This window comes from Zhongshania aquatica, from assembly GCF_027257955.1.
GTDB classification, from domain to species: domain Bacteria; phylum Pseudomonadota; class Gammaproteobacteria; order Pseudomonadales; family Spongiibacteraceae; genus Spongiibacter; species Spongiibacter aquatica.
In genome coordinates this window covers 82,297-102,049 of sequence record NZ_JANZNQ010000010.1, presented here as the reverse complement: position 1 = coordinate 102,049, position 19,753 = coordinate 82,297, and the positions used below count along the sequence as shown (strand labels likewise).

Genomic DNA, 19,753 nt, shown 5'->3' with positions numbered 1-19,753 from the left:
CTTAAATATATTCGGGCAGACCACCTTTAGCCAAAAGCGGCAAATTCATAGTTCATACTGGGCATGGGTTCGTTCACATAACTGCCTTGGATGAAGTCTGGTCCCAGCTGCCACAGCATGGCAAGGGTCGCAGCGCTACCTACGTTAGGTATGATTATTTGGCTGTTGAGTAATCGAGCTTGTTGAACCACGTCTCTAATTTGTTCGTCTGTTGGCGTGTCGGTTGTGCGATAACCCGGTTTCACTAGTGCCGGCCGAATGTGACTTAAGAATTTGTTGCCTTTTTGGGCGCGGCCGAAGTTTCTTACTGCTAAGGAAGAACCTAGTCTCTGTAGTTGCCTAGTGAAGTCCAGAGCGGGCTTTAGCGCGTTGGCAATACTCTCTTCGCTGAATTGTAAAATCACTGATGACGGCGGCAGCCCTGCTGCTTTAAATGCAACGCTCAACCATGCACAAAACTCAGGGTCGTGGAATACGTTACCGCTGAGATTGATAATGAGTTTAAGGTCTTGTCCAGCGAGGCGCTCTTTAGCGAGTTGCTTGGTTGCCTCGACCACAATCCAGTGATCTAGCTGGGTGTTCTCTGGTTCTCGCTCAATGGTGCGTAGCATTTCCCCCGCTGACATTTCTCCCTCGACCCAATTTTTAATATTAAGACTGGCCTCGTAGTGATCCCCGCTAGCGGTACCTAAATTGACCAGCGGTTGGAACATGAGGTTCAAGCGGTCATTGGCCATCGCGTCGGAAATAACATCATCGGGTGAATCGTTGCGACTTAACTGTTGGCGGTCGCGCCGGCAAATTTCGGCTTTATTGCCACCGTCGTGATAGATTTTCTCGACATTTTCGAAGGCCGTATCTAGTAATAGAGAAGCTTTAGGTGGGGTGAGGTGGTTGATCGGTAAGATGGCAATACTGACAGTGCATTGTAAGGATTGTTTGCGCACTTCAAATATTGAAGACTCTGTAGACTTGACTAATTCCAATGCCATTTCAAGTGCGCTGTCGCTTGATACGTGATGGGCTATCGCGGCAATCATGTCGTCCGCAACCCGTCCGTAATACTGTGCTGGTATGTCGCTACGGACTTTGTTGCTAAGGGTTTCAATAAGGGACTCGATGTCGACGAGGCTGGTGCTATTGCGCAACCTGCTGTAGCGGTCAAGGGAGATAAGCAGTAGCGATGAATTGCTATTGCGCTCATTCTCTATAAAGTCTTGTAGCAGTGTTAAAAATTGATATTTGCTACTCATTCTTGTGGTGTTATCTACACCGCTTACCGCGTTGCCGTTATTGTTCTTGTGAATAGATATTTGTATGCAGTCTTCACCCTCATAGTGGGCGCTGTCGCAAAGTATATGGGTTTTGAACTCAGTTTGATTAGCCAGAAAGAAGCTAATTTCTAATTGCTGATGTTCATTGTGCAGTTGTTGCTTTTTAAGGACGTTTTTAAAACGTTCCTGATCTTTGTTGGTAATTAAATCGACGATCGGGAAGCCATCTAAATCGTCGTAACCCATTTGCTCGCAAAATGGTGTATTGGCGTAAATCACCATACCGTCAGTAATGTACGCAATCGGGTCTTGGTGATCGTCTAGCAGTAGCTGATTCCGTTCTTCAGCCTCGGCAAGGGCAATTTTCATGTCCGCTAGTTGACGACGAAGATCTAAGGCAGTTTGTGCTTTGAACGCGGCGCTGACAACCTGTGACATATTGTATTTGGTCACAATATCGACCACGCAGGGGTCCGGAGGTAATAGCGTATCGCCTTCACCCATGTAAATCACCGGGATATCTTTTTGGTACTTACGCAAAATATGGCAGCAGCGTTGAATATCTAACTGAGCGTGTTCGGCATCAAAAATCAGCGCGTCCCAATCGGATTCATTTATCGCCGTAGATAGCTTTTCGCCGGTATCAATGCCGAGTGTATGTGCAATGCGTCCCCCCTTACGACAGTGAGTGGCCAGCTGCTCGGCGTCACTATCTGAGAGTGAAAATAAAAGTATATTAATGGCCGTACTGCTGATCATAAAGGCTCAATCATAGTCTTCGTTTTGTTAAATCGCAGGTGTGTCATTCAAACGTTTGACTACAGAATATCCCATAGTTGGTTAAAGTCGTTTTTGTTCACTGCGTCTGGGTCAGCGACATCGACTTTAGTTTGGTTACGGGCTATATCTTGGAAAAGAAACAGTTTGAAGGCATTTGATTGTTCCACGATTTTGCCTAATTTAATACGCATAGAATGGCCTGGGCGCAAAAGTTCTATGGTCTGCCCCTCTGAGATACCAACAATGCCAGATAGCAATAGTAGGGGGCCCTCAGCTACTTGGCCACTTGGCAGTAGCATCGCGCGCTGATAGTCATTGACCGCCAAGCCAGATTGAACGAGCCGAGCGCTATACGGCGTTGCGCCTGAGGCGAGTGTTTCAATTCCAATTTGATGGGAGCCATCGCTGCGTATCCAGCGCACAACGCCAACTCGCCATTCCTCATAATCATCAGTTTTTAAACCAACAAGTTCGCCAGTACGAACGCGGACGTTGGCGCTGTCGGGCCATTCTATTCTGCAACCGGAACTACTGGTATCAAGCATGCGTGAGCGAACATATTCATATTTGCCCTCTGTTGTGACGGCTGCAGTATTGTCTTGTGGCAGGCCGTAGTTAATCGTCTCAATCGGGCCACTTGAGGGATTGCCGTTTAAACTTTGTTTTTCGAATGGGTCGCGGCCTCGTGTATCTGCGCTACCGTTCTGTCCCCATACATCGTTAGTTTTTGAGGTCCGCTCTGTGAATAGCGCAGCGTGATTGTGAATGTCGTCTTCAAATTGGAAGTGGCTAAAGTCTTGTTGATTGGCCACGTAGAAGTGAGTGGTATTCATGCCGACGGAAATTAGAACGGGTTCGCTGCAAGGTCTGCGCTCTGCGGCGCGAGACGTTGCAGAGCTCCACGAAATATTCAGGTGGTCTAGAATAGATTTGTTAAGCGTACCGGCATTGCTGCTCTTGCGCGGCGACAGGGCGCCCGCTAAACCGCCACTCTGTGATAGTAGCAGTTTGGTGTCTATGCCCAGCCAGCCGGGGGATGGTGCCCGTTTAATCAACTCGCGATAAGCCGGCGGCGCGTCTTCTGATGGGTTAAACAAGAAGACGCAGCGCTCGAGCTTGTCTTCGCAGAGCTCGATAAACGCCGTCCAGCTATTCAGTTCATTGAATATCTCTTCAATATGGCGTTGTGGAAGCTGATGCGTATTGCTGCAGCTCAACATCAGAATGCGCAAATAGGCTTGTTGGACGGTGCCATCGCCATAGACGCTGTCAATGATTTTCGGCTTGCGGAGTTTTTGCGCATTCGCACATAGGTAAATTTTATGCGCGGTAAGCCAAAAGTCTTTATGGCTAGATCGGTACAGTTGGTAGGTGCGTAACAGAATTCTGGCGTGCTCAGTTAGCGCGCGATGAAGGCAGGTCGCCATAGCATCTTTCGAGCGAAGTAGCCTATTTTCACCTTCTAGTCCCTTAAACGCTTGGCAATAGCCGGTCGCAAGTTGGGTATTTAATGTGTTGGCAAGCAGGACTATTTTTTGTGTTTTCTCTGGTAAGACTACGGGTTTGTTCAAATAGTGTTGTGATAAGCCTTTGACAATGTAGTGAACCTGCGGACGTATTTTTTCTAGAATTTCATAGCGATCTTTGGGCTTGCACGCGGTGTGGCTTAACTCGGATAGCGCTTGGAACAGCAGGCGAGTGGCTTCGCCTAGGTTTGCTAGCGGTAAGCTGCTTAGCCATGAATTGACGGCATTTGCGTTTAATGCGAACTGGCTGTGCGTTTCGCGGCTTATTTCCGGCGTCGCCACAGCGAGGCTTGAGCTATTTTTCATAAAGTCCTGCGATTTGACAGTCTTAATGCGTAGTTTCCACAGTTTGTGTTTTAAGTCTATGTTTTTACGCGTTAATTCATAATAGCGCAAGTGGTGACTTGCTGCTTGCGCCGGGTTCTTCTTTAACCAATTTCGGTACCAAGTATCCGGGTAGCTCCGCCATTATAGCGCGCATAAGCTGCAGCGCCTCCTCTTCATTCACCCTAAAATGTGCTGCCCCTCTTACCTTGTCGAGAAGGTGCAAATAATAAGGCATGACATTTACATCGAATAGGCGACGACTTAAGTTGATTAATGTATCGGCCTCATTGTTAATATCTTTAAGCAGTACGCTTTGATTTAGTAGCGTGATGTTCGCATTTTTAAGCCTACCCAGAGCCTCGGCAGTAGCTGAATCTATTTCATTGGCGTGGTTGCAATGTATGACCATTACGGTATGCAGGCGGTGATGACTAAGTACATGAACCAAGTTTTGTGTAATTCGTGCCGGCAAGACTAAGGGCAAGCGAGTATGAATTCGCAGGGTGTCGACATGAGGAATTGCAGCAATTTTGGAGATTAGTTTCTGCAAATATTCGTCTGGCGGGGAAAGTGGATCGCCGCCACTGAGAATGACTTCGCTAATTTCTGGGCGCTCAGCAATGTATTCAAGTGCGTGTTGCCAGTCTCGTTGGCTCGGATTGTTGGTGTCGTAAGGAAAGTTGCGGCGGAAACAGTAGCGGCAATGAACAGCGCATGTCGGGCTGGCGATGAGTAAAACCCGGCCGTGATATTTATGAATTAAGCCTGGCACGGGGTTGGCAGCGGCCTCTTCAAGTGGATCGTTAACGTAGTCGACGTGCTCCGCCATCTCTTCACCCAAAGGTAAAATCTGAAGTAGTAGTGGGTCTTTCCAGTCGCCTATGGCCATTTTCGCGACAAAGGCTTCAGGTACTCTAAGCGGGAATTGCTTCAATGCGGCAGCGGTTTCGGGTTGCGCTTCTTCATCTAATTGCAGGCGGGCTAATAGACGCTCGGGATCGCGGATCATACCGCTCATTTGTTGCTGCCAGCTTTCAGCCTGCCAAAATGTGTCTTTTAAGGGTATCATTGCAGCCTTTTTAAACTACGGTTTCACACCGTCGCTGAGGAAAATCATGGCTAATTACTCTACCAATGAATTTCGCAACGGACTAAAGGTTATGCTCGACGGCGAGCCTTGTTCTATTTTAGATAATGAATTTGTTAAGCCCGGCAAAGGCCAAGCCTTTAACCGTGTGCGTTTGCGCAATCTTAACTCAGGTCGGGTTTGGGAGCGTACTTTCAAATCCGGTGAGTCGCTGGAAGGCGCTGATGTTATCGATCAAAGTATGGAATATTTGTATAACGACGGTGAATTCTATCACTTTATGGACCCTGAATCGTTTGAGCAGTTTCAGGCCGATCTTAAAGCCGTAGGTGATGCCTCGAATTGGCTGAAAGAACAGGATATTTGCACCGTTACATTATACAACGGCGCGCCATTGTCAGTGACGCCACCTAATTTTGTTGAGCTGGAAATTGTTGAAACTGATCCGGGTGTTAAAGGTGATACAGCGCAGGGCGGCACTAAACCTGCGTACTTGAGCACTGGCGCGGTGGTAAAAGTCCCCTTGTTTTTAAGTATTGGCGAAGTGATAAAAGTCGATACGCGCACCGGCGAATACCAAAACCGAGTTAAAGCGTAAATGTCTGACTGGCGGCCCACGGCTGATTTTTCGGCTTTGAGTCGTCGCGCGCAGTTGTTGGCTGCGGTGCGCGCGCTATTTGCTGAGCGCGGTGTGTTGGAAGTGGATACACCGTTGCTTGCCTCGGCACCGGTAAGCGACCCTAATATTGAAGCAATTACAACCATCGCCCCAGAGGGTGATGCCGTTATGTATTTGCAGACCTCTCCCGAATTTGCAATGAAGCGTTTGCTGGCCTCGGGCAGTGGGGCAATCTATCAAATTTGTAAGGCCTTTCGTCGCGGTGAGCGGGGGCGGCGACACAATCCAGAGTTTACGATGCTGGAGTGGTATCGTCCCGGTTTGAGCTTGCAGGATTTAATGGATGAAGTGGCGGCGGTCGTTTCCTTGGCTGTTGGGACTATTGAGTCCGCGCATTTCAGTTATGAGCAGGTCTTTGTTCAGTATTGCAATTTGAATCCCCATCGCGCTTCTTTGGCCGAATTAAAGGCCTGCGCGCGATCCCATCTAGACCTCAGCTTTGACTCGGACGATCGCGACCTCTGGCTACAATTGCTAATGTCATCCGTTGTTGAGCCTGCCCTAGACGGAACGATACTCAGTTTTGTTTACGATTTTCCCGCATCGCAGGCGGCCTTAGCCAAAACGCGAACGAGCGCACAAGGCCCTCAGCTTGCGTCTCGGTTTGAGGCTTTTTATGCCGGTATGGAGTTGGCAAATGGCTATGATGAATTACGTGACAGCGGTGAGTTAGTGAGGCGTATTCGCGATGATCATCTTCGCCGCGCCGAGAGTGGTCAGGTGCTGCCGCCGATAGATCGCAACCTGCTTAAAGCAATGGCGGCGCTGCCAGAGTGTGTCGGTGTTGCGATGGGTTTTGATCGGCTGACTATGCTGGCGTGTGGAGCGGCACGCATCGATGAGGTGATAGCATTTCCTTTAGAGCGGGCGTGACCATTGCTAAGAGGTTTTCGCCCGACACACTTTATTCTGCAATTTTATTTACCTGTCCCAAGGTTTCACCCAGTCGCGTTGGGGTGGTCGCTTCAAAGCGATCTAGCCATTCGTTGCGACCTTTAGCAAAGAGAACAATGGCGGTTGAGCCGAGTTTAAAACGGCCCATTTCTTCGCCTTTCTCTAAAGTGATTTTCCTAGCACCCTGACGATAGTCAGTGGTTTTTATACCCTTTGGTGGAGGCGCAATTTGGCCATCCCACACAGTTTCAATACCGGCGACAATCATCGCACCAACCAAAATGACGGCCATCGGGCCTGCGTCTGTGTCAAATAAGCACACGGCGCGCTCGTTTCTTGCAAACAGGCCGGGGACGTTTTCCGCAGTGGTAGTGTTCACCGAAAATAAGGCGCCTGGAATATAGCTCATCGATTGTAGCGTGCCGGTGAGGGGCATGTGCACGCGGTGATAATCACGTGGTGACAGGTAAATGGTCGCGAAGCTGCCTTCATCGAACAGTGCGGCGGCCTCACGGTTACCGCCAAGCAGGCTCAAAAGACTGTAGTCTTGACCCTTGGCTTGAAAAATTCGACCGCCGGTGATCTTACCAATTTGGCTGATGGCGCCATCTGCAGGACAAGCGATGCCGCTTTCGTCGTCGCATATTGGTCTTGCGTCGTCTTTTAAAGCACGGGTAAAAAAAGCATTAAAATTAGCGTAGCTCCGCGGATCGGAGTCCGCCGCTTCGCTCATGTCTACCTGGTACTGCTTGATAAATCGACTAATTAACAGGTCTTTTAGCCATGGTATGTCGGTTTCTGCAAGCTTGCCTACCAGCCTCGATAACAGGTGCTGGGGTAGCAGATACTGAATAATAATAAACGCGATTTTCACACACTGTCCTCTTGAGCGAGATTCACTGATTCAGGTTTTTATAACAATATACATCTGACGCTAAGGCTGGTGGGCGCTGGGTTGCGCGCGATCACCGGTTTCAATTGGCGTTGTTTCAGTGTTACCCCATTCACCCCACGAGCCGTGATAGCCCTTGATATGAGGGTAGCCGAGTATTTTCATCAGTAAATAACTTAAGCCAGAACGATGGTGGGTTTGGCAGTGGGTAATCACGGTTTTATCGGCGGTGATACCTAACTCATTTAAGCGAGCCTGCAAGCTGCTTAAATCTTTGAGCCGCAGATGGTTGTTTCGATCTATCAACTCAAGCCAGTCGAGGTTGATCGCCCCAGGAATATGGCCACCGCGTTGCGCCAAGACCTTTTCTCCGCGATATTCCTCTGGTGAGCGCGCATCCCAGATGGCGAGCTGCGTGTTGTCTAGCATGCTGACGAAATCTTCAATTTCTGCAATTGCGGTGCTATCGATATTAATGTCTTGCGGCGTAGGTGCAGGATGGTTAGCGACTTTTTCGGTTAAATAACCTTCTTCAAGCCACGCAGGTAGACCACCGTTTAGGTAAGAGTAGTTACGATGTCCAATGACATCGAGTGTCCAGATTAAGCGACCTGCCCAGCCGCCGCCTTCGTCGTCATAGGCGATGACATGTTTGTCTGGCGTTAGCCCTACTTTTGAAAACAGGGTATTTAGCGCGTCGATGCTAGGTAGTTTGCCAACGGCGGGTTTTATGCCTGATTGTAATTCTGATGGCGCTATATGTATGGCGCCGGGAATGTGATGCTCGGCGTAATTCTCGGCACTGCTGGTGTCCAAGATGAGTAATTTTGGGTCGTGCAGCGCGTCAGCAAGTTGCGCTGTCTCAATTAATAGTGGCCAGTCTTTCATAATAAATAACTTATGTTAGCGTGTAGATTGATTGTATCAGTAGCGGCCTCTGTAAGGCGACGCCATAATGCATTTGCATGGCTACTAACATGTTAACAATGCGGTAGTGGAGGTCTCGCTGCCTGGTCTTCTAAATAATGCGCGGTGAAAAATTCGACGGCGATAGCGTGATATAAGAAGGGTTGGCAAATCACAGCGATGCTTATAACTATTCGTCGTTTAAACTTTGTAGAATTTGTCGATAGCTCGCCATGCGTTCGGGGCGAATTTTGTTCTCCGCTTCGGCGTCTAATAGAGCGCAGCGGGGTTCGTGCTCGTGTTTGCAGTCGCGAAAACGGCACATACCGAGAAAGGGGCGGAATTCGATAAATCCTGCCAGGACTTTTTCTCTGTCCATATTCCATAGCGCAAATTCACGAATACCCGGTGAATCGATTAGGCTGCCGCCGTCGGGGAAATGGAAAAGTCGCGCGGTGGTCGTGGTGTGCTTTCCTTTTGCGGTGCTTTCCGATAAAGCGCCAATACGGGTGTCGGTGCCAGGTAGCAGGCTGTTCACTAGCGATGATTTACCCACGCCTGATTGCCCGACGAAAACGCTAATCTGCCCACATAGGCGTTGTTTTAATTCATCTAAGCCGTGGTCTGCTTCAGTAGACGCGCGGGTAACTTCATAGCCAATTTCCTGGTAGCGAGCCAGCATATTGTTTAGATATTCGCGGTTTTCGTCGTTTATTAAATCGGTTTTATTGAGCAGCAATATCGGCCGTATACCAATGGCTTCGGCGGCGACTAAATAGCGGTCAATGAGATTGGCGTGGGCGCGTGGTTCCGGGGCAATGACAATAACAATATGGTCGATATTGGCGGCAACGGGTTTTAATTTACCGTGATTGTCTGGACGAGAAAGTAATGAGCTTCTGCTGTTACATGCCACGACAACCCCCGTCGGCTTGCCCTCTCTCCAAGTAACGCTATCACCGGTTACCAAGGCGTCAATGTGGGCGCGGACGTGGCAGCGTTGCCGTAGGCCGCTGCTTGCTTCAACTTCAACTTGCTGACCAAAATGGCTGACGATAAGTCCGTTTTGCTCAGGGCCGAGTTCGCCCTCGCTTAGCGCTTGGTCAAGCTGAGTGTCTCGCTTGGTCGCCCGTTCACTGCGTTCGGCCTGTACTTTTTCGATGCGCCAGCGTTGCTGGCGGCTCAGTTTGCGTTTTGTCATGAAGGTTCATTCGCCTAGGGAGAGCCATCTTACCCTATGTGCTGGTACAATCGACACTTTGCGTAAGTGTGTGCGTAGCTCGCGTGCAGTATTTCTCACTAAACTGTGGGGCTTATGTGGCTATCTTTTTAATTTCACGGTGAAGGCAAACCCATGGATAAAGCACAGAATTTAATTTGGATTGACCTGGAAATGACCGGTTTAGACACTATTAATGACCACATAATTGAAATCGCGACTGTGGTGACCGATTCAAACTTAAATGTGCTTGCCGAAGGGCCCGTGCTGGCGATTCACCAGTCGGACGAGATTTTAGCAGGGATGGATGAGTGGAATACCCGCCAGCATGGTCAATCAGGTTTGATTAAGCGGGTGCAAGACACTTGCATTACTGCCGAAGAAGCGGAGCGGCTGACCTTGGCATTTTTAGATAAGCACGTAAATAAGGGTGCATCGCCGATGTGTGGCAACAGCATCTGCCAAGATCGTCGCTTTATGGCCCGCGAAATGCCGCTATTAGAGGCTTATTTCCATTACCGCAATTTAGATGTGAGTAGTGTGAAAGAATTGGCAAAACGTTGGCGCCCGGATTTAAGCGGCGGTTTGAAAAAGTCTGCATCGCACCTGGCGCTTAATGATATTTATGATTCCATTGCCGAGCTGAGTTATTACCGCGAGCATTTTCTTCGCCTCTCTTAAATTCATTTTGTGTTGCTCGCGTTCGTTACTGGCGACGTGAGCGGTAGCTTATTATTGTCGGCCTACCTGATTTTAATCACCCCTATCTTTGCGTAAGTGCAATCTATCTTCTATTGTTCATTAGCTATCTGTATTTACACCTATTGTGATAAAGCGCAAAAACGAGTCTTGTAGCAGCTTATGTTGTCGATGAAAACTTGTCGCATATTCGCTGTGAATTGATTGATTTAGGTTCGCTGAATAGGTTTCCGGTTTCAGATCGACTATTGGTAGACAACAATAAGAAGGTGGATTGATATGAAAAAATTGACGGCGCTATGTATGGCTTCTTTGTTTTGTACGCCCTTATCAGCGCAAAGTTATTTTAGCGAACTTGTCATTTTTGGTGATAGTTTGCTGGATAGCGGTAATCTTGGGCGACGATTTACCAACCGAGTTGGCGATGGTAGCGGTGATTTTAGTCTGGGTGCCTACGCGAATATCGCACCGCAGTACTTGGGTATGGCTTTGGGTTTAGCTACAGATCCGGCGGCAGGTGGCGGCACAAACTATGCGGTGGGTGGTTATGAGACCGCAGACATTTTGAACTCTATTAACGGCACGGGCTTGGCCGTGCCAGCGGGTGGCGCAGAGGCCCGGCCAGCATATCTCACCGAAAATAATACTATTAATCCCAATGCGCTATTTTTGATAGATGGCGGCGGTAATGATTTTCTTAACGGTACAGCTGTGGATCAGGCGACTATCGTTAACTCGGCGAAAACATTAATTGCGGGGGTTTCTGCGATCAGCGCTGCGGGTGGTCGCTATATTATGCTGAGTAATTTGCCCGATCTAGGTAAAACGCCGGCGGTGCAAGCACAAAACTTGAGTAGTCCTGGGTCCGCCGCAGCGGTATCTGCCGGTGCCGCTGGGTATAATCAGGCATTACAGACTTTTGCTAATTTTAGTGGCGCGAATATCATTCCTGTCGATTTAGCGGGGGTTATTACCTATGTATCTGATAATGCGGAATCCTATGGTTTCGCGAATGGTGCAAATGTTGCCTTCGGTCCTTTAGGTACCTTTGATCAGCGCTATATGTGTTTTGACGATAGCAACGCCGACTGTATTGAGCATCCCGTATTCGGTATAGACGGCACGAATCCTGATCCCAGTAAATTGCTTTTTAACGACGGTGTTCATCCAACGGCAAAGGTCGGCGAAATTACCGGTGATTACCTGATTGATGTGGTGGTTGCGCCGCAGCTCGTTGGACAACTTCCAGGCATTGCTTTGGGCGTTGCGCGCACTCAACACGAGAGTTTGGCGCAGACTATGCGCGAAAATCGCTGGTATGAGAATACCAGTCACTTTTTTATTAATGCGAGTGGTTCAGCTGAAGATACCCCCAGTGGCGGCGATCAAGATGGTAGAAATTTAACCGTTGGTTTTAATAAGGCCGTACTGCCAACCGTGAGCGTGGGTGCCGCGCTAAGTATGTCCAAATACGAGACTGACACAGAGCAGACAAACTTTTCTGCCAGCAGTGTTGGTTTGAGTGGTTTGCTGAGTTATCGCGACGAACGTTGGCTTGCAGAGGGTAGTGCAGGTTTGAGCGTGATTGATTATAGCGACTTGGATCGTCATTTTAGTTTGGGTGATCGTGGCCTTACAGCAAGTGGTGGTAGCGATGGTTATGCTTGGCATTTTGACGGTCAGCTTGCCTATGAGTTGTCGTCGTCAAAAACGTTAAGTATAGCGCCGGCACTGGGTGCGCGTTTACTCAGTGGCGACGTTGACGGTTACACTGAGTCTGGTGGTGCAGTGTCTAATTATAAATGGGGAGAGCAAAGTCGTCAGAGTCGTCAAATTCGTGCTGGGTTAATGGCCAATATGGCGGTGAGTGAGGGTGTTAGTTTGTATGCCGAGGTGTTCTCTGTTTCTGAGCTTGAAGATGCAGACGAGACGGTAGAGGTCACAAACACTAATCTAGGGTATGCCAGCTATCGTCTGCCCAGCTATCGTGCCGACGGCGATACCTTTGTTGATGCCAGCATCGGTGCGTCTGTGGCTATCGATAAGTCGCGTTTAGCGCTGAATATAAATTACAGCGACGAAGGCGAGGGTCGTGAAAGTGTGATGCTGAACTATTCACTGCCCTTCTAATTCTTCATTTTGGTGTTAGTCAAAAGCCCCGTGAATCGGGGCTTTTTTGTGGCCGCCTAGTTTTGTTATTTATTGATCGCGTTCTTATGTTTTGCCAGTGCCCAGTCAATGTGTTCGCGGGCCATATTGTCGGCAATGGGGCGCTGTGTTTCTAGGGCTTTTATTGCTTCAGTACTTGCTGGCGCATTGCCGATGCCGACGGCTAAATTTCGCAACCAACGCTGGTAGCCTATACGACGAATTGCTGACCCAGCCGTGTTGTCTAAAAACGCTTGTTCCGTCCACAAAAACAGAGTGATTAACTCGCTATTGTCGAGTTGATGTCGTGGAGAAAAATCAGTTTCATCGGTGATTTGTGCAAACTTATTCCAAGGACAGACCAGTTGGCAGTCGTCGCAGCCAAATACACGGTTACCCATGAGTGGGCGCAACTCTTCGGGGATGCTGTCTTTCAGCTCGATGGTTAAATAAGAAATGCAGCGGCGGGCGTCAACCTGATAGGGCGCCACAATAGCGCCAGTTGGGCAGTCGTCTAAGCATGCGCGACAACTTCCACAATGGCCGGTTTCTTGAGGCGGGTCGATGGGTAGTGGCACATCGGTATAAATTTCACCTAAGAAAAACCATGATCCTGCTTTGCTGTTGATCAGCATCGAGTTTTTGCCAATCCAACCCAGTCCGGCTTGTTCTGCAAAGCCGCGTTCGAGTACGGGCGCGCTATCGACAAAGGCGCGGTGGCTGCCACCTGCAACGGTACTGATTTTTTCTGCCAGTTGGCTCAGGCGTTTGCGAATTAATTTATGGTAGTCGCGGCCCAGTGCATATCGTGAGATATAGGCTTTGTTGGGTGAATTTAGGACAGTCTCACAGCGTTCGCTGTCGGGCAAGTAGTCTAGGCGGGCGCTGATCACACGGATGGTGCCAGAGTGTAGTTCATTCGGTGCGGCGCGAAGTCCTTCGCGCTCTGCCATATAGCTCATCTCACCGTGGTACTCTTTTGCCAACCAGTTTTGTAGATGCTTGGCGTGAACTTCGTTGCTTGCGGGGCTAATGCCAATGTGGGCAAAACCGAGTTCTTGCCCCCAGACTTTAATTTGCTGCGCCAGAGTATCGAGGTCAGTTGAACTGGAGGTGGTCAAGTTGCCGGTGCCTGCGTGAGCCCTATGAAGGCTTATTATTTTACACCGTCCGGTGGCGTCTGTATGTCTCTGTGAATTTCACTTTAAAGGCCATCTAGTCTGTGACCTGAATGGCATTGATATAAAATCGCGTCTAGTGTTTTGAGAGTCGCTCACTCCCTAGTAATTATTTTTGTCATTGTTCGTCGACAGGCCGCTTCCGTTGGGTAGGTGCCGTGCTAGAATGCGCCGCCATTTCGGCACTTCCCTCTGAGTGTTCTCTCGCCGGTATTAAAAATTGCGTGCTATTGCCTTCGTGTTAATGACGCTGTTGACGTCGGGCTGTGCATCGATATTCGATGAGATGTCATTGGCTGCTCAAGCCAAATTCCAACAAATGTTTGCTAAAACCTTCGCCCAGAAGCTTAAGTACGGTATTGATCTGGTGGTTGAGCAGTTGGCGCTTAAAGGTGGTTTTCTGGACGATCCGCTGGTGCGGATTTTATTGCCACCGCCTTTGGGTTTGGTAATTGGTGTGGCGCGGGATTTAAGTGTAAACCCACAAGCTGCACTGCTGGAAACGCTGATTAACCGCGCTGCGGAGGATGCGATTCCGGTGGCGGGCCCAATTCTGAAAAACATTGTTGCCAAAATGGATGCGGATACATTGCAAAAACGATGCACTCGCCACGCAGTGCAGCCAGATCAGTTAGCCCAATATGTGGCGAAACAGGCCGCCGAGGGGTTGTTCAAGAAAGTGGCCGCTCGGGAGTTGCTCATCCGTGATGAGCTAGATAGTGTTATGAGCGCCTCCGGCGACTGAGTTGTATGGCAATATAGACGTCCGTTGATGCCATGCGGCAACTTATATGCAGCTTAGCGCTAAATAACAGTAAGCTCCTAATCTTGTCAGCACCCGTGCGGGCGCTATGATAGATTGGAGCTCGACATAATAGAGAAACACCGTATGCCATTTTCCATGTGGGGTGAGTCGATTTCTGCTGACCAAAGCTTATATACCGCGTCGCAGGTGCGCGAACTAGACAGGCTCGCCATCGCCAGTGGTCTCAGCGGTTTTGAGTTGATGAGTAGAGCGGGGCTGGCCGCATTTCGCGAAATGCAGCAGCGCTGGCCAGATCATTCGCCCATAGAAATATTTTGCGGCGGTGGCAATAACGGTGGGGACGGATACATTATTGCGGCATTGGCTGCAGAACATGGTTTACCGGTTAATGTTTGGGCTTTGGCAGACCCGTTGTCATTAAAAGGTGATGCGGCACTCGCCATGCGGGCGGCGATAGATGCCGGTGTGTTGGTAAGGGATTGGGAGGGGGAATGCCCAGCCCCCAAAGGCCTTGTGGTCGATGCGATGCTCGGTACAGGCTTGCGCGGGGCGGTACGTGAAAAATATGCACAGGCGATTGCGGTTATCAACGGCTGTGGCGCGCCGGTATTGGCAATAGATGTGCCTTCTGGTTTGTGCAGCGATACCGGCAGGCGACTTGGTATAGCGGTTCACGCTTCCGTTACGATTAGTTTTATTGGCCGAAAGCGTGGCTTATACACTCTCGATGGAGTCGATTGCAGCGGCGAGGCAGTGTTTGATTCCTTATCTGTGCCTCGAGGGGTATATCAGCAATTAAAGCAACAGGGCGCTGAAAAGATTGAGCAATTGAACTGCGCGTCGATGTTAGCGCAGTGGGGGGCGCGACCTCGAAATAGCCATAAAGGCATGTTTGGTCATGTCTTGGTCATTGGTGGCGATTTGGGGATGGCGGGAGCTGCATTGTTGGCGGCGACAGCCGCGGCGCGCAGTGGAGCGGGCTTGATTTCCTGCGCGACTAGATCTGAACATGTCGCGGCGTTTAATACTGCTCGGCCAGAAATTATGGCGCACGGTGTTAACGTCATAGAAGATATTCTGCCCTTGCTGGCGAAAGCGAGTGTATTGGTAATAGGGCCGGGCTTGGGGCAGGATGCTTGGGGTCATACCTTGTTAAAAGCGGCCTTAGCGAGTGACAAGCCCGTGGTGCTTGATGCTGATGCGCTGAATATAATTGCCGTAGAGCCGAAGCTCCTGCATTTTCACCGCGGGGCACGTATACTCACGCCGCATCCAGGTGAGGCAGCAAGGCTTTTGGATTGCAGTACTGCGGAGCTTCAAGCTGACCGTTTTGCCAGCGTGTTGGCTTTGCGTGATAAATATCAGGCGACGGTGTTGCTCAAAGGGGCGGGTACGGTGATTGCTGATGCACAAGAAGCTTCGCCAATTTACCTAAACAGCGGTGGAAATCCGGGTATGGCCAGCGGCGGAATGGGCGATGTGTTGTCTGGGATTATTGCTGCATTTTTAGCGCAGGACCACCATCCTGTGTTTGCCACATGTTTAGCGGCAGCGGTTCATGTCGCTGCTGCAGATTGTGCTGCTAAGTTCGGCGAGCGCGGGATGTTGGCAAGTGATGTAATCGATAATTTACGAGGCGTGATCAACGGGTATGCAGCAGTATCTTGATGGTGAAGACGCGACAGTCGCGGCGGGTGAAGTTTTAGGTCGAGCGATGATTGGTGGCGCCGTGGTGTATCTTGATGGCCAATTGGGCGCGGGTAAAACGACATTTTGCCGAGGTGTACTCCGCGCCTTTGGTCATCTGGGACCGGTTAAAAGTCCTACCTATACCTTGGTGGAGGCTTATGAAGAATTAGTGGTGACGACGGAACCGCCGATGGCCAAGCCTGTCAGTGTGTATCATTTTGATTTATATCGTCTCGGCGATCCGGAAGAGCTGGAATATATGGGGATTCGGGATTATTTTGATGATTCGTCGGTGTGTTTGGTTGAGTGGCCTCAGCGTGGTAGCGGATTTTTGCCATCTGCCGACATAATGGTTAGCATTGAGCAGCAGGGGGTGGGCCGCCTACTTGCCGCGCGCGGCACTACGCAGCGCGGGCAGCAAATTCTGGCCCAATTGAGCGAATATGAATCGGATTAGCAGTGCACTTTTGTGTGGTTTACTATTTTTTGCAGCCATTGCGGAGGCTGCAGAAGTCCGCGACGTTCGCTTTTGGCGGGCGCCAGATCATAGTCGGGTGGTGTTTGACCTCAGTGGCCCGGTAGAACATGAGCTTATCACCCTAGAGAATCCCAGTCGTCTTGTTATCGACATACAGGGTGCCAAGCTGACCTCAGACACCAGCAAGCTTGATTTTGCCAATAGTCCTATCTCTAAAATACGTCACGCTGAGAAGCCCGGTGGCGCGTTACGCATTGTCTTTGACCTGAGTAACGAAGTGCAGGTGCGAAGCTTTTTGTTGGCGGCCAGTGGTGAATTGCATGATCGCTTGGTCGTAGACTTTTTGGACAAAGAAGAAAAAGCCACGGTTGGTGGTGTAGCTGTTCCGAATGCACCCAAGGTGGTGATGAGTGTAGAGAATAGCTCCCACCGCGACGTGGTGATCGCGATTGACGCGGGCCACGGTGGTGAAGATCCCGGTGCAATTGGGCCGGGGCGAGTCAAAGAGAAAGACGTGGTCTATAAGATTGCCTTACGTTTGAAAGAACGGTTTGAGCAGAAGAAAGGCTATCGCGTGGTGATGATCCGCGATGGCGACTATTACGTGGGCTTGGCTAAGCGTCGCGATCTCGCCAGAAAGGCGCAGGCGGATTTCTTTGTTTCAATACACGCTGATGCGTTTACAAATCCCAAGGCCAATGGCAGTTCGGTTTACGCCCTTTCCAAGCGTGGCGCTACCAGTGCGTCGGCACGTATTTTGGCTCAGCGCGAAAACGAGGCGGATTTGGTGGGCGGCGTGAGCCTGTCAGATAAAGACCAAGTGCTTGCCGGCGTGCTTACTGACTTGTCCATGACCGCCACGTTGGATGCGAGTCTCAGTGTGGGTGGGCAGTTGCTGGGCGAGATGGGTAAAATTTCCCGTTTGCATAGTAAGCGGGTTGAGCAGGCGGGCTTTGCGGTATTGAAATCCCCTGATATTCCTTCTTTACTAGTTGAAACGGGCTTTATTTCTAATCCCCATGAAGCCAGTAAATTAAAAAGCTCGACCTATCAAAGCCAAATGTCACAGGCGATTTACGAAGGTATTGATCGCTATTTCCGCGAGAGCCCGCCGCCAGATACCTATTTTGCGGCGGTAAAACGTGGCGATATTGCTCCCGGTAAAGGCCACGCGCCGGTGGCAGGCGAGCGTGAATATGTTATCGCTCGTGGCGACACGCTTTCTGGTATCGCGCATCGCTACAACGTACCGCTGAATGATTTGCGGCGGCACAATCAAATGTCGGGTAGTGATATCCGCGTCGGTCAGAAAATACAGATTCCCTCATCCTAATGACAAAAATCCATTTACTAGACCCGCGCTTGGCAAACCAAATTGCGGCGGGTGAAGTTGTTGAGCGACCCGCCTCGGTTGTTAAAGAATTACTTGAAAACAGTTTAGATGCTGGCGCTCGTCGTATCGAATTAGAGATAGAAGATGGCGGTGTTAAGTTAATTCGCGTCCGCGATGACGGTGAAGGTATTTCCCACGAAGACTTGCCCTTGGCCCTGAGCCGTCACGCCACTAGTAAAATTTCGGTACTTGAAGATTTAGAGTCGGTAGCGAGCTTGGGCTTTCGGGGCGAGGCTTTGGCCAGTATTAGTTCGGTATCGCGCTTGAGTTTGAGTACCGCCCGTGAAGACAGTGACTCCGGCTGGTCTGCTCGTAGTGAAGGTCGTGATATGGAGGCGGTGCTAGCGCCAATCGCTCACCCGCGTGGCACCACCGTTGAGGTGCGTGATTTATTTTTTAATACCCCCGCCCGCCGGAAATTCCTGCGCACTGAGAAAACCGAATTTAACCATTTGGAAGAGGTGGTTAAACGTCAGGCCTTGAGCCGCTACGATGTTGGCTTTTCTCTGCGCCACAATGGCCGCGCTGTTCATAGCCTTAAACCAGCAAATAACCAGTTAGAGCAAGAGCGTCGTCTAGCGGCAGTCTGCGGGCCGGCGTTTATGGAGCAGACCCTATTTATCGACCGCGAAGCAATGGGGTTGCGATTGTGGGGCTGGGTGGCTTTGCCAAGTTTTTCCCGCAGTCAGGCCGATTTGCAGCATTTCTATGTGAATGGTCGCTATGTGCGTGATCGTTTGGTTGTGCACGCGGTTCGTCAGGCGTACCGGGACGTGCTATTTCACGGTCGTCATCCGGCTTTTGTTCTTTATTTAGAGTTGGACCCAGCGTCAGTGGATGTCAACGTTCACCCGACTAAGCATGAGGTGCGTTTCCGTGATGGCCGCACAGTGCACGATTTCATTTTTCGCACCCTACACAAAGTCTTGGCGGATGTGCGTCCGGATACAGTGCCGCAGAATGCGTCGGTTCCGCAAATGACGGGCGAGCCGATGTTGGCAATGCCAGAAACTCAGTCGGCAATGGCCTTGACGGAAAGTGCGGCGGGTCCAAGCGCTGGTGACGCGGTCTTGTCGAATTCTTCTGGGGCGTATCAAAGCCAGTATCGGCCTCAGCTTGCCTCGTTTTCATCGGAAGTGGCCGATCAGCGAGCGGGGTATCAGCGCTTACAGACACCTCAAGGCCTAAGTACAGGGGATGCGAGTGTTGCGCCGCCGCTAGGCTACGCGCTGGCGCAGTTGAAGGGTGTCTACATTCTTGCTGAAAATCAGCAGGGTTTGGTGCTGGTAGATATGCACGCCGCCCATGAGCGCATTACCTATGAGCGAATGAAGAATGCGCGTGACGGTGAAGGCATTCGCAGTCAGCCGTTGTTGGTGCCAATGAATTTAGCGGTGAGTGAGCGCGAAGCTGATTGCGCGGAGCAACACAGCGATGTTTTTGCTGAACTGGGGATGCGGGTTGAACGCGCGGCGTCGGAATCGGTGATTGTTCGGGAGTTACCTTCCATTTTGGCCGATACATCGGTTGAACAACTGGTGCGGGATGTATTGTCAGACTTGCTGGAATTCGGCAGTAGTGATCGTATTCGTGCACATATTAACGAGATCCTGTCGACGATGGCGTGTCATGGTTCGGTGCGTGCAAACCGCCGTTTGACCCTGCCGGAAATGAACGGTTTACTGCGCGACATGGAGGCCACAGAACGCAGCGGTCAGTGTAATCACGGTCGCCCGACCTGGGTTCAGGTCGGTATGGCCGAGCTTGATAAATGGTTCTTGCGTGGCCGCTGATATTGATTTTTTGCCTTCTGCGATT

The 19,753-nt window shown here is 50.2% G+C and carries 16 protein-coding genes; 9 read left to right on the top strand and 7 right to left on the bottom strand.

Translation table 11 applies throughout. From position 1 onward, the window contains the following. Nucleotides 1-26 precede the first annotated feature (26 nt). The 3 genes from O9X78_RS11835 to epmB all read right to left on the bottom strand — a co-directional run bounded on the left by O9X78_RS11835 (nt 27) and on the right by epmB (nt 4,976). A complete protein-coding gene (locus O9X78_RS11835) occupies nt 27-2,033 on the bottom strand; it encodes a sensor domain-containing phosphodiesterase (RefSeq protein ID WP_269619898.1) in 2,007 nt (668 codons plus the stop codon). A 59-nt stretch (nt 2,034-2,092) separates the two neighbouring features. Next, entirely contained in the window at nt 2,093-3,886 is a 1,794-nt protein-coding gene (locus O9X78_RS11830; RefSeq protein WP_269619897.1) for a cyclic-di-GMP receptor FimW-related protein, read from the bottom strand. Between the two features lie 76 nt (nt 3,887-3,962). Next, a complete protein-coding gene (gene epmB / locus O9X78_RS11825; protein WP_269619896.1) occupies nt 3,963-4,976 on the bottom strand; it encodes an EF-P beta-lysylation protein EpmB in 1,014 nt (337 codons plus the stop codon). A gap of 46 nt (nt 4,977-5,022) precedes the next feature. Between epmB and efp the strand changes: the two genes are divergently transcribed. Both efp and epmA read left to right on the top strand, forming a co-directional pair. Beyond that, nucleotides 5,023-5,592 (top strand): elongation factor P, encoded by a 570-nt coding sequence (gene efp / locus O9X78_RS11820; protein ID WP_269619895.1) that lies wholly within the window; start codon nt 5,023-5,025, stop codon nt 5,590-5,592. Then, nucleotides 5,593-6,546, top strand: a complete 954-nt coding sequence (gene epmA / locus O9X78_RS11815) for an EF-P lysine aminoacylase EpmA (protein ID WP_269619894.1) — start codon at nt 5,593-5,595, stop codon at nt 6,544-6,546. It abuts the gene before it with no gap. Between the two features lie 31 nt (nt 6,547-6,577). Here the strand turns inward: epmA and asd are convergent, their stop codons facing one another. The 3 genes from asd to rsgA form a co-directional block, all read right to left on the bottom strand. Continuing rightward, nucleotides 6,578-7,441 (bottom strand): archaetidylserine decarboxylase, encoded by an 864-nt coding sequence (gene asd, locus O9X78_RS11810; protein ID WP_269619893.1) that lies wholly within the window; start codon nt 7,439-7,441, stop codon nt 6,578-6,580. Nucleotides 7,442-7,501: 60 nt separating this feature from the next. Then, nucleotides 7,502-8,347 carry a sulfurtransferase gene (locus O9X78_RS11805; RefSeq protein ID WP_269619892.1) on the bottom strand — a complete coding sequence of 282 codons (846 nt, stop codon included), beginning with the start codon at nt 8,345-8,347 and terminating at the stop codon, nt 7,502-7,504. Between the two features lie 208 nt (nt 8,348-8,555). Then, a complete protein-coding gene (gene rsgA / locus O9X78_RS11800) occupies nt 8,556-9,566 on the bottom strand; it encodes a small ribosomal subunit biogenesis GTPase RsgA (RefSeq protein WP_269619891.1) in 1,011 nt (336 codons plus the stop codon). Nucleotides 9,567-9,719: 153 nt separating this feature from the next. Here rsgA and orn point away from each other — a divergent pair, with 153 nt between their 5' ends. Together orn and O9X78_RS11790 are read left to right on the top strand one after the other, a co-directional pair. Further along, nucleotides 9,720-10,265 (top strand): oligoribonuclease, encoded by a 546-nt coding sequence (gene orn / locus O9X78_RS11795; protein ID WP_269619890.1) that lies wholly within the window; start codon nt 9,720-9,722, stop codon nt 10,263-10,265. Between the two features lie 297 nt (nt 10,266-10,562). Continuing rightward, nucleotides 10,563-12,413: an autotransporter domain-containing protein gene (locus O9X78_RS11790; protein ID WP_269619889.1), complete on the top strand. Its 1,851-nt coding sequence runs from the start codon at nt 10,563-10,565 to the stop codon at nt 12,411-12,413. Between the two features lie 65 nt (nt 12,414-12,478). Here the strand turns inward: O9X78_RS11790 and queG are convergent, their stop codons facing one another. Then, nucleotides 12,479-13,552 (bottom strand): tRNA epoxyqueuosine(34) reductase QueG, encoded by a 1,074-nt coding sequence (gene queG / locus O9X78_RS11785; protein WP_269619888.1) that lies wholly within the window; start codon nt 13,550-13,552, stop codon nt 12,479-12,481. A gap of 277 nt (nt 13,553-13,829) precedes the next feature. On the opposite strand from queG, the gene O9X78_RS11780 reads away from it, so the two are divergent. The 5 genes from O9X78_RS11780 to mutL all read left to right on the top strand — a co-directional run bounded on the left by O9X78_RS11780 (nt 13,830) and on the right by mutL (nt 19,728). After that, on the top strand, nt 13,830-14,354 hold the full coding sequence (locus O9X78_RS11780) for a DUF4197 family protein (protein ID WP_269619887.1): 525 nt from the start codon (nt 13,830-13,832) through the stop codon (nt 14,352-14,354). A 144-nt stretch (nt 14,355-14,498) separates the two neighbouring features. After that, nucleotides 14,499-16,043, top strand: a complete 1,545-nt coding sequence (locus O9X78_RS11775) for an NAD(P)H-hydrate dehydratase (RefSeq protein ID WP_269619886.1) — start codon at nt 14,499-14,501, stop codon at nt 16,041-16,043. After that, a complete protein-coding gene (gene tsaE / locus O9X78_RS11770; protein WP_269619885.1) occupies nt 16,027-16,521 on the top strand; it encodes a tRNA (adenosine(37)-N6)-threonylcarbamoyltransferase complex ATPase subunit type 1 TsaE in 495 nt (164 codons plus the stop codon). Before O9X78_RS11775 ends, tsaE begins: the two co-directional genes overlap by 17 nt. After that, the gene (locus O9X78_RS11765; protein WP_269619884.1) at nt 16,508-17,875 is read left to right on the top strand and encodes an N-acetylmuramoyl-L-alanine amidase; all 1,368 of its coding nucleotides are present in this window, start codon (nt 16,508-16,510) and stop codon (nt 17,873-17,875) included. Before tsaE ends, O9X78_RS11765 begins: the two co-directional genes overlap by 14 nt. After that, complete coding sequence (gene mutL / locus O9X78_RS11760; RefSeq protein WP_269619883.1) at nt 17,875-19,728, top strand: DNA mismatch repair endonuclease MutL; 1,854 nt, start codon at nt 17,875-17,877, stop codon at nt 19,726-19,728. Before O9X78_RS11765 ends, mutL begins: the two co-directional genes overlap by 1 nt. Nucleotides 19,729-19,753 lie beyond the last annotated feature (25 nt).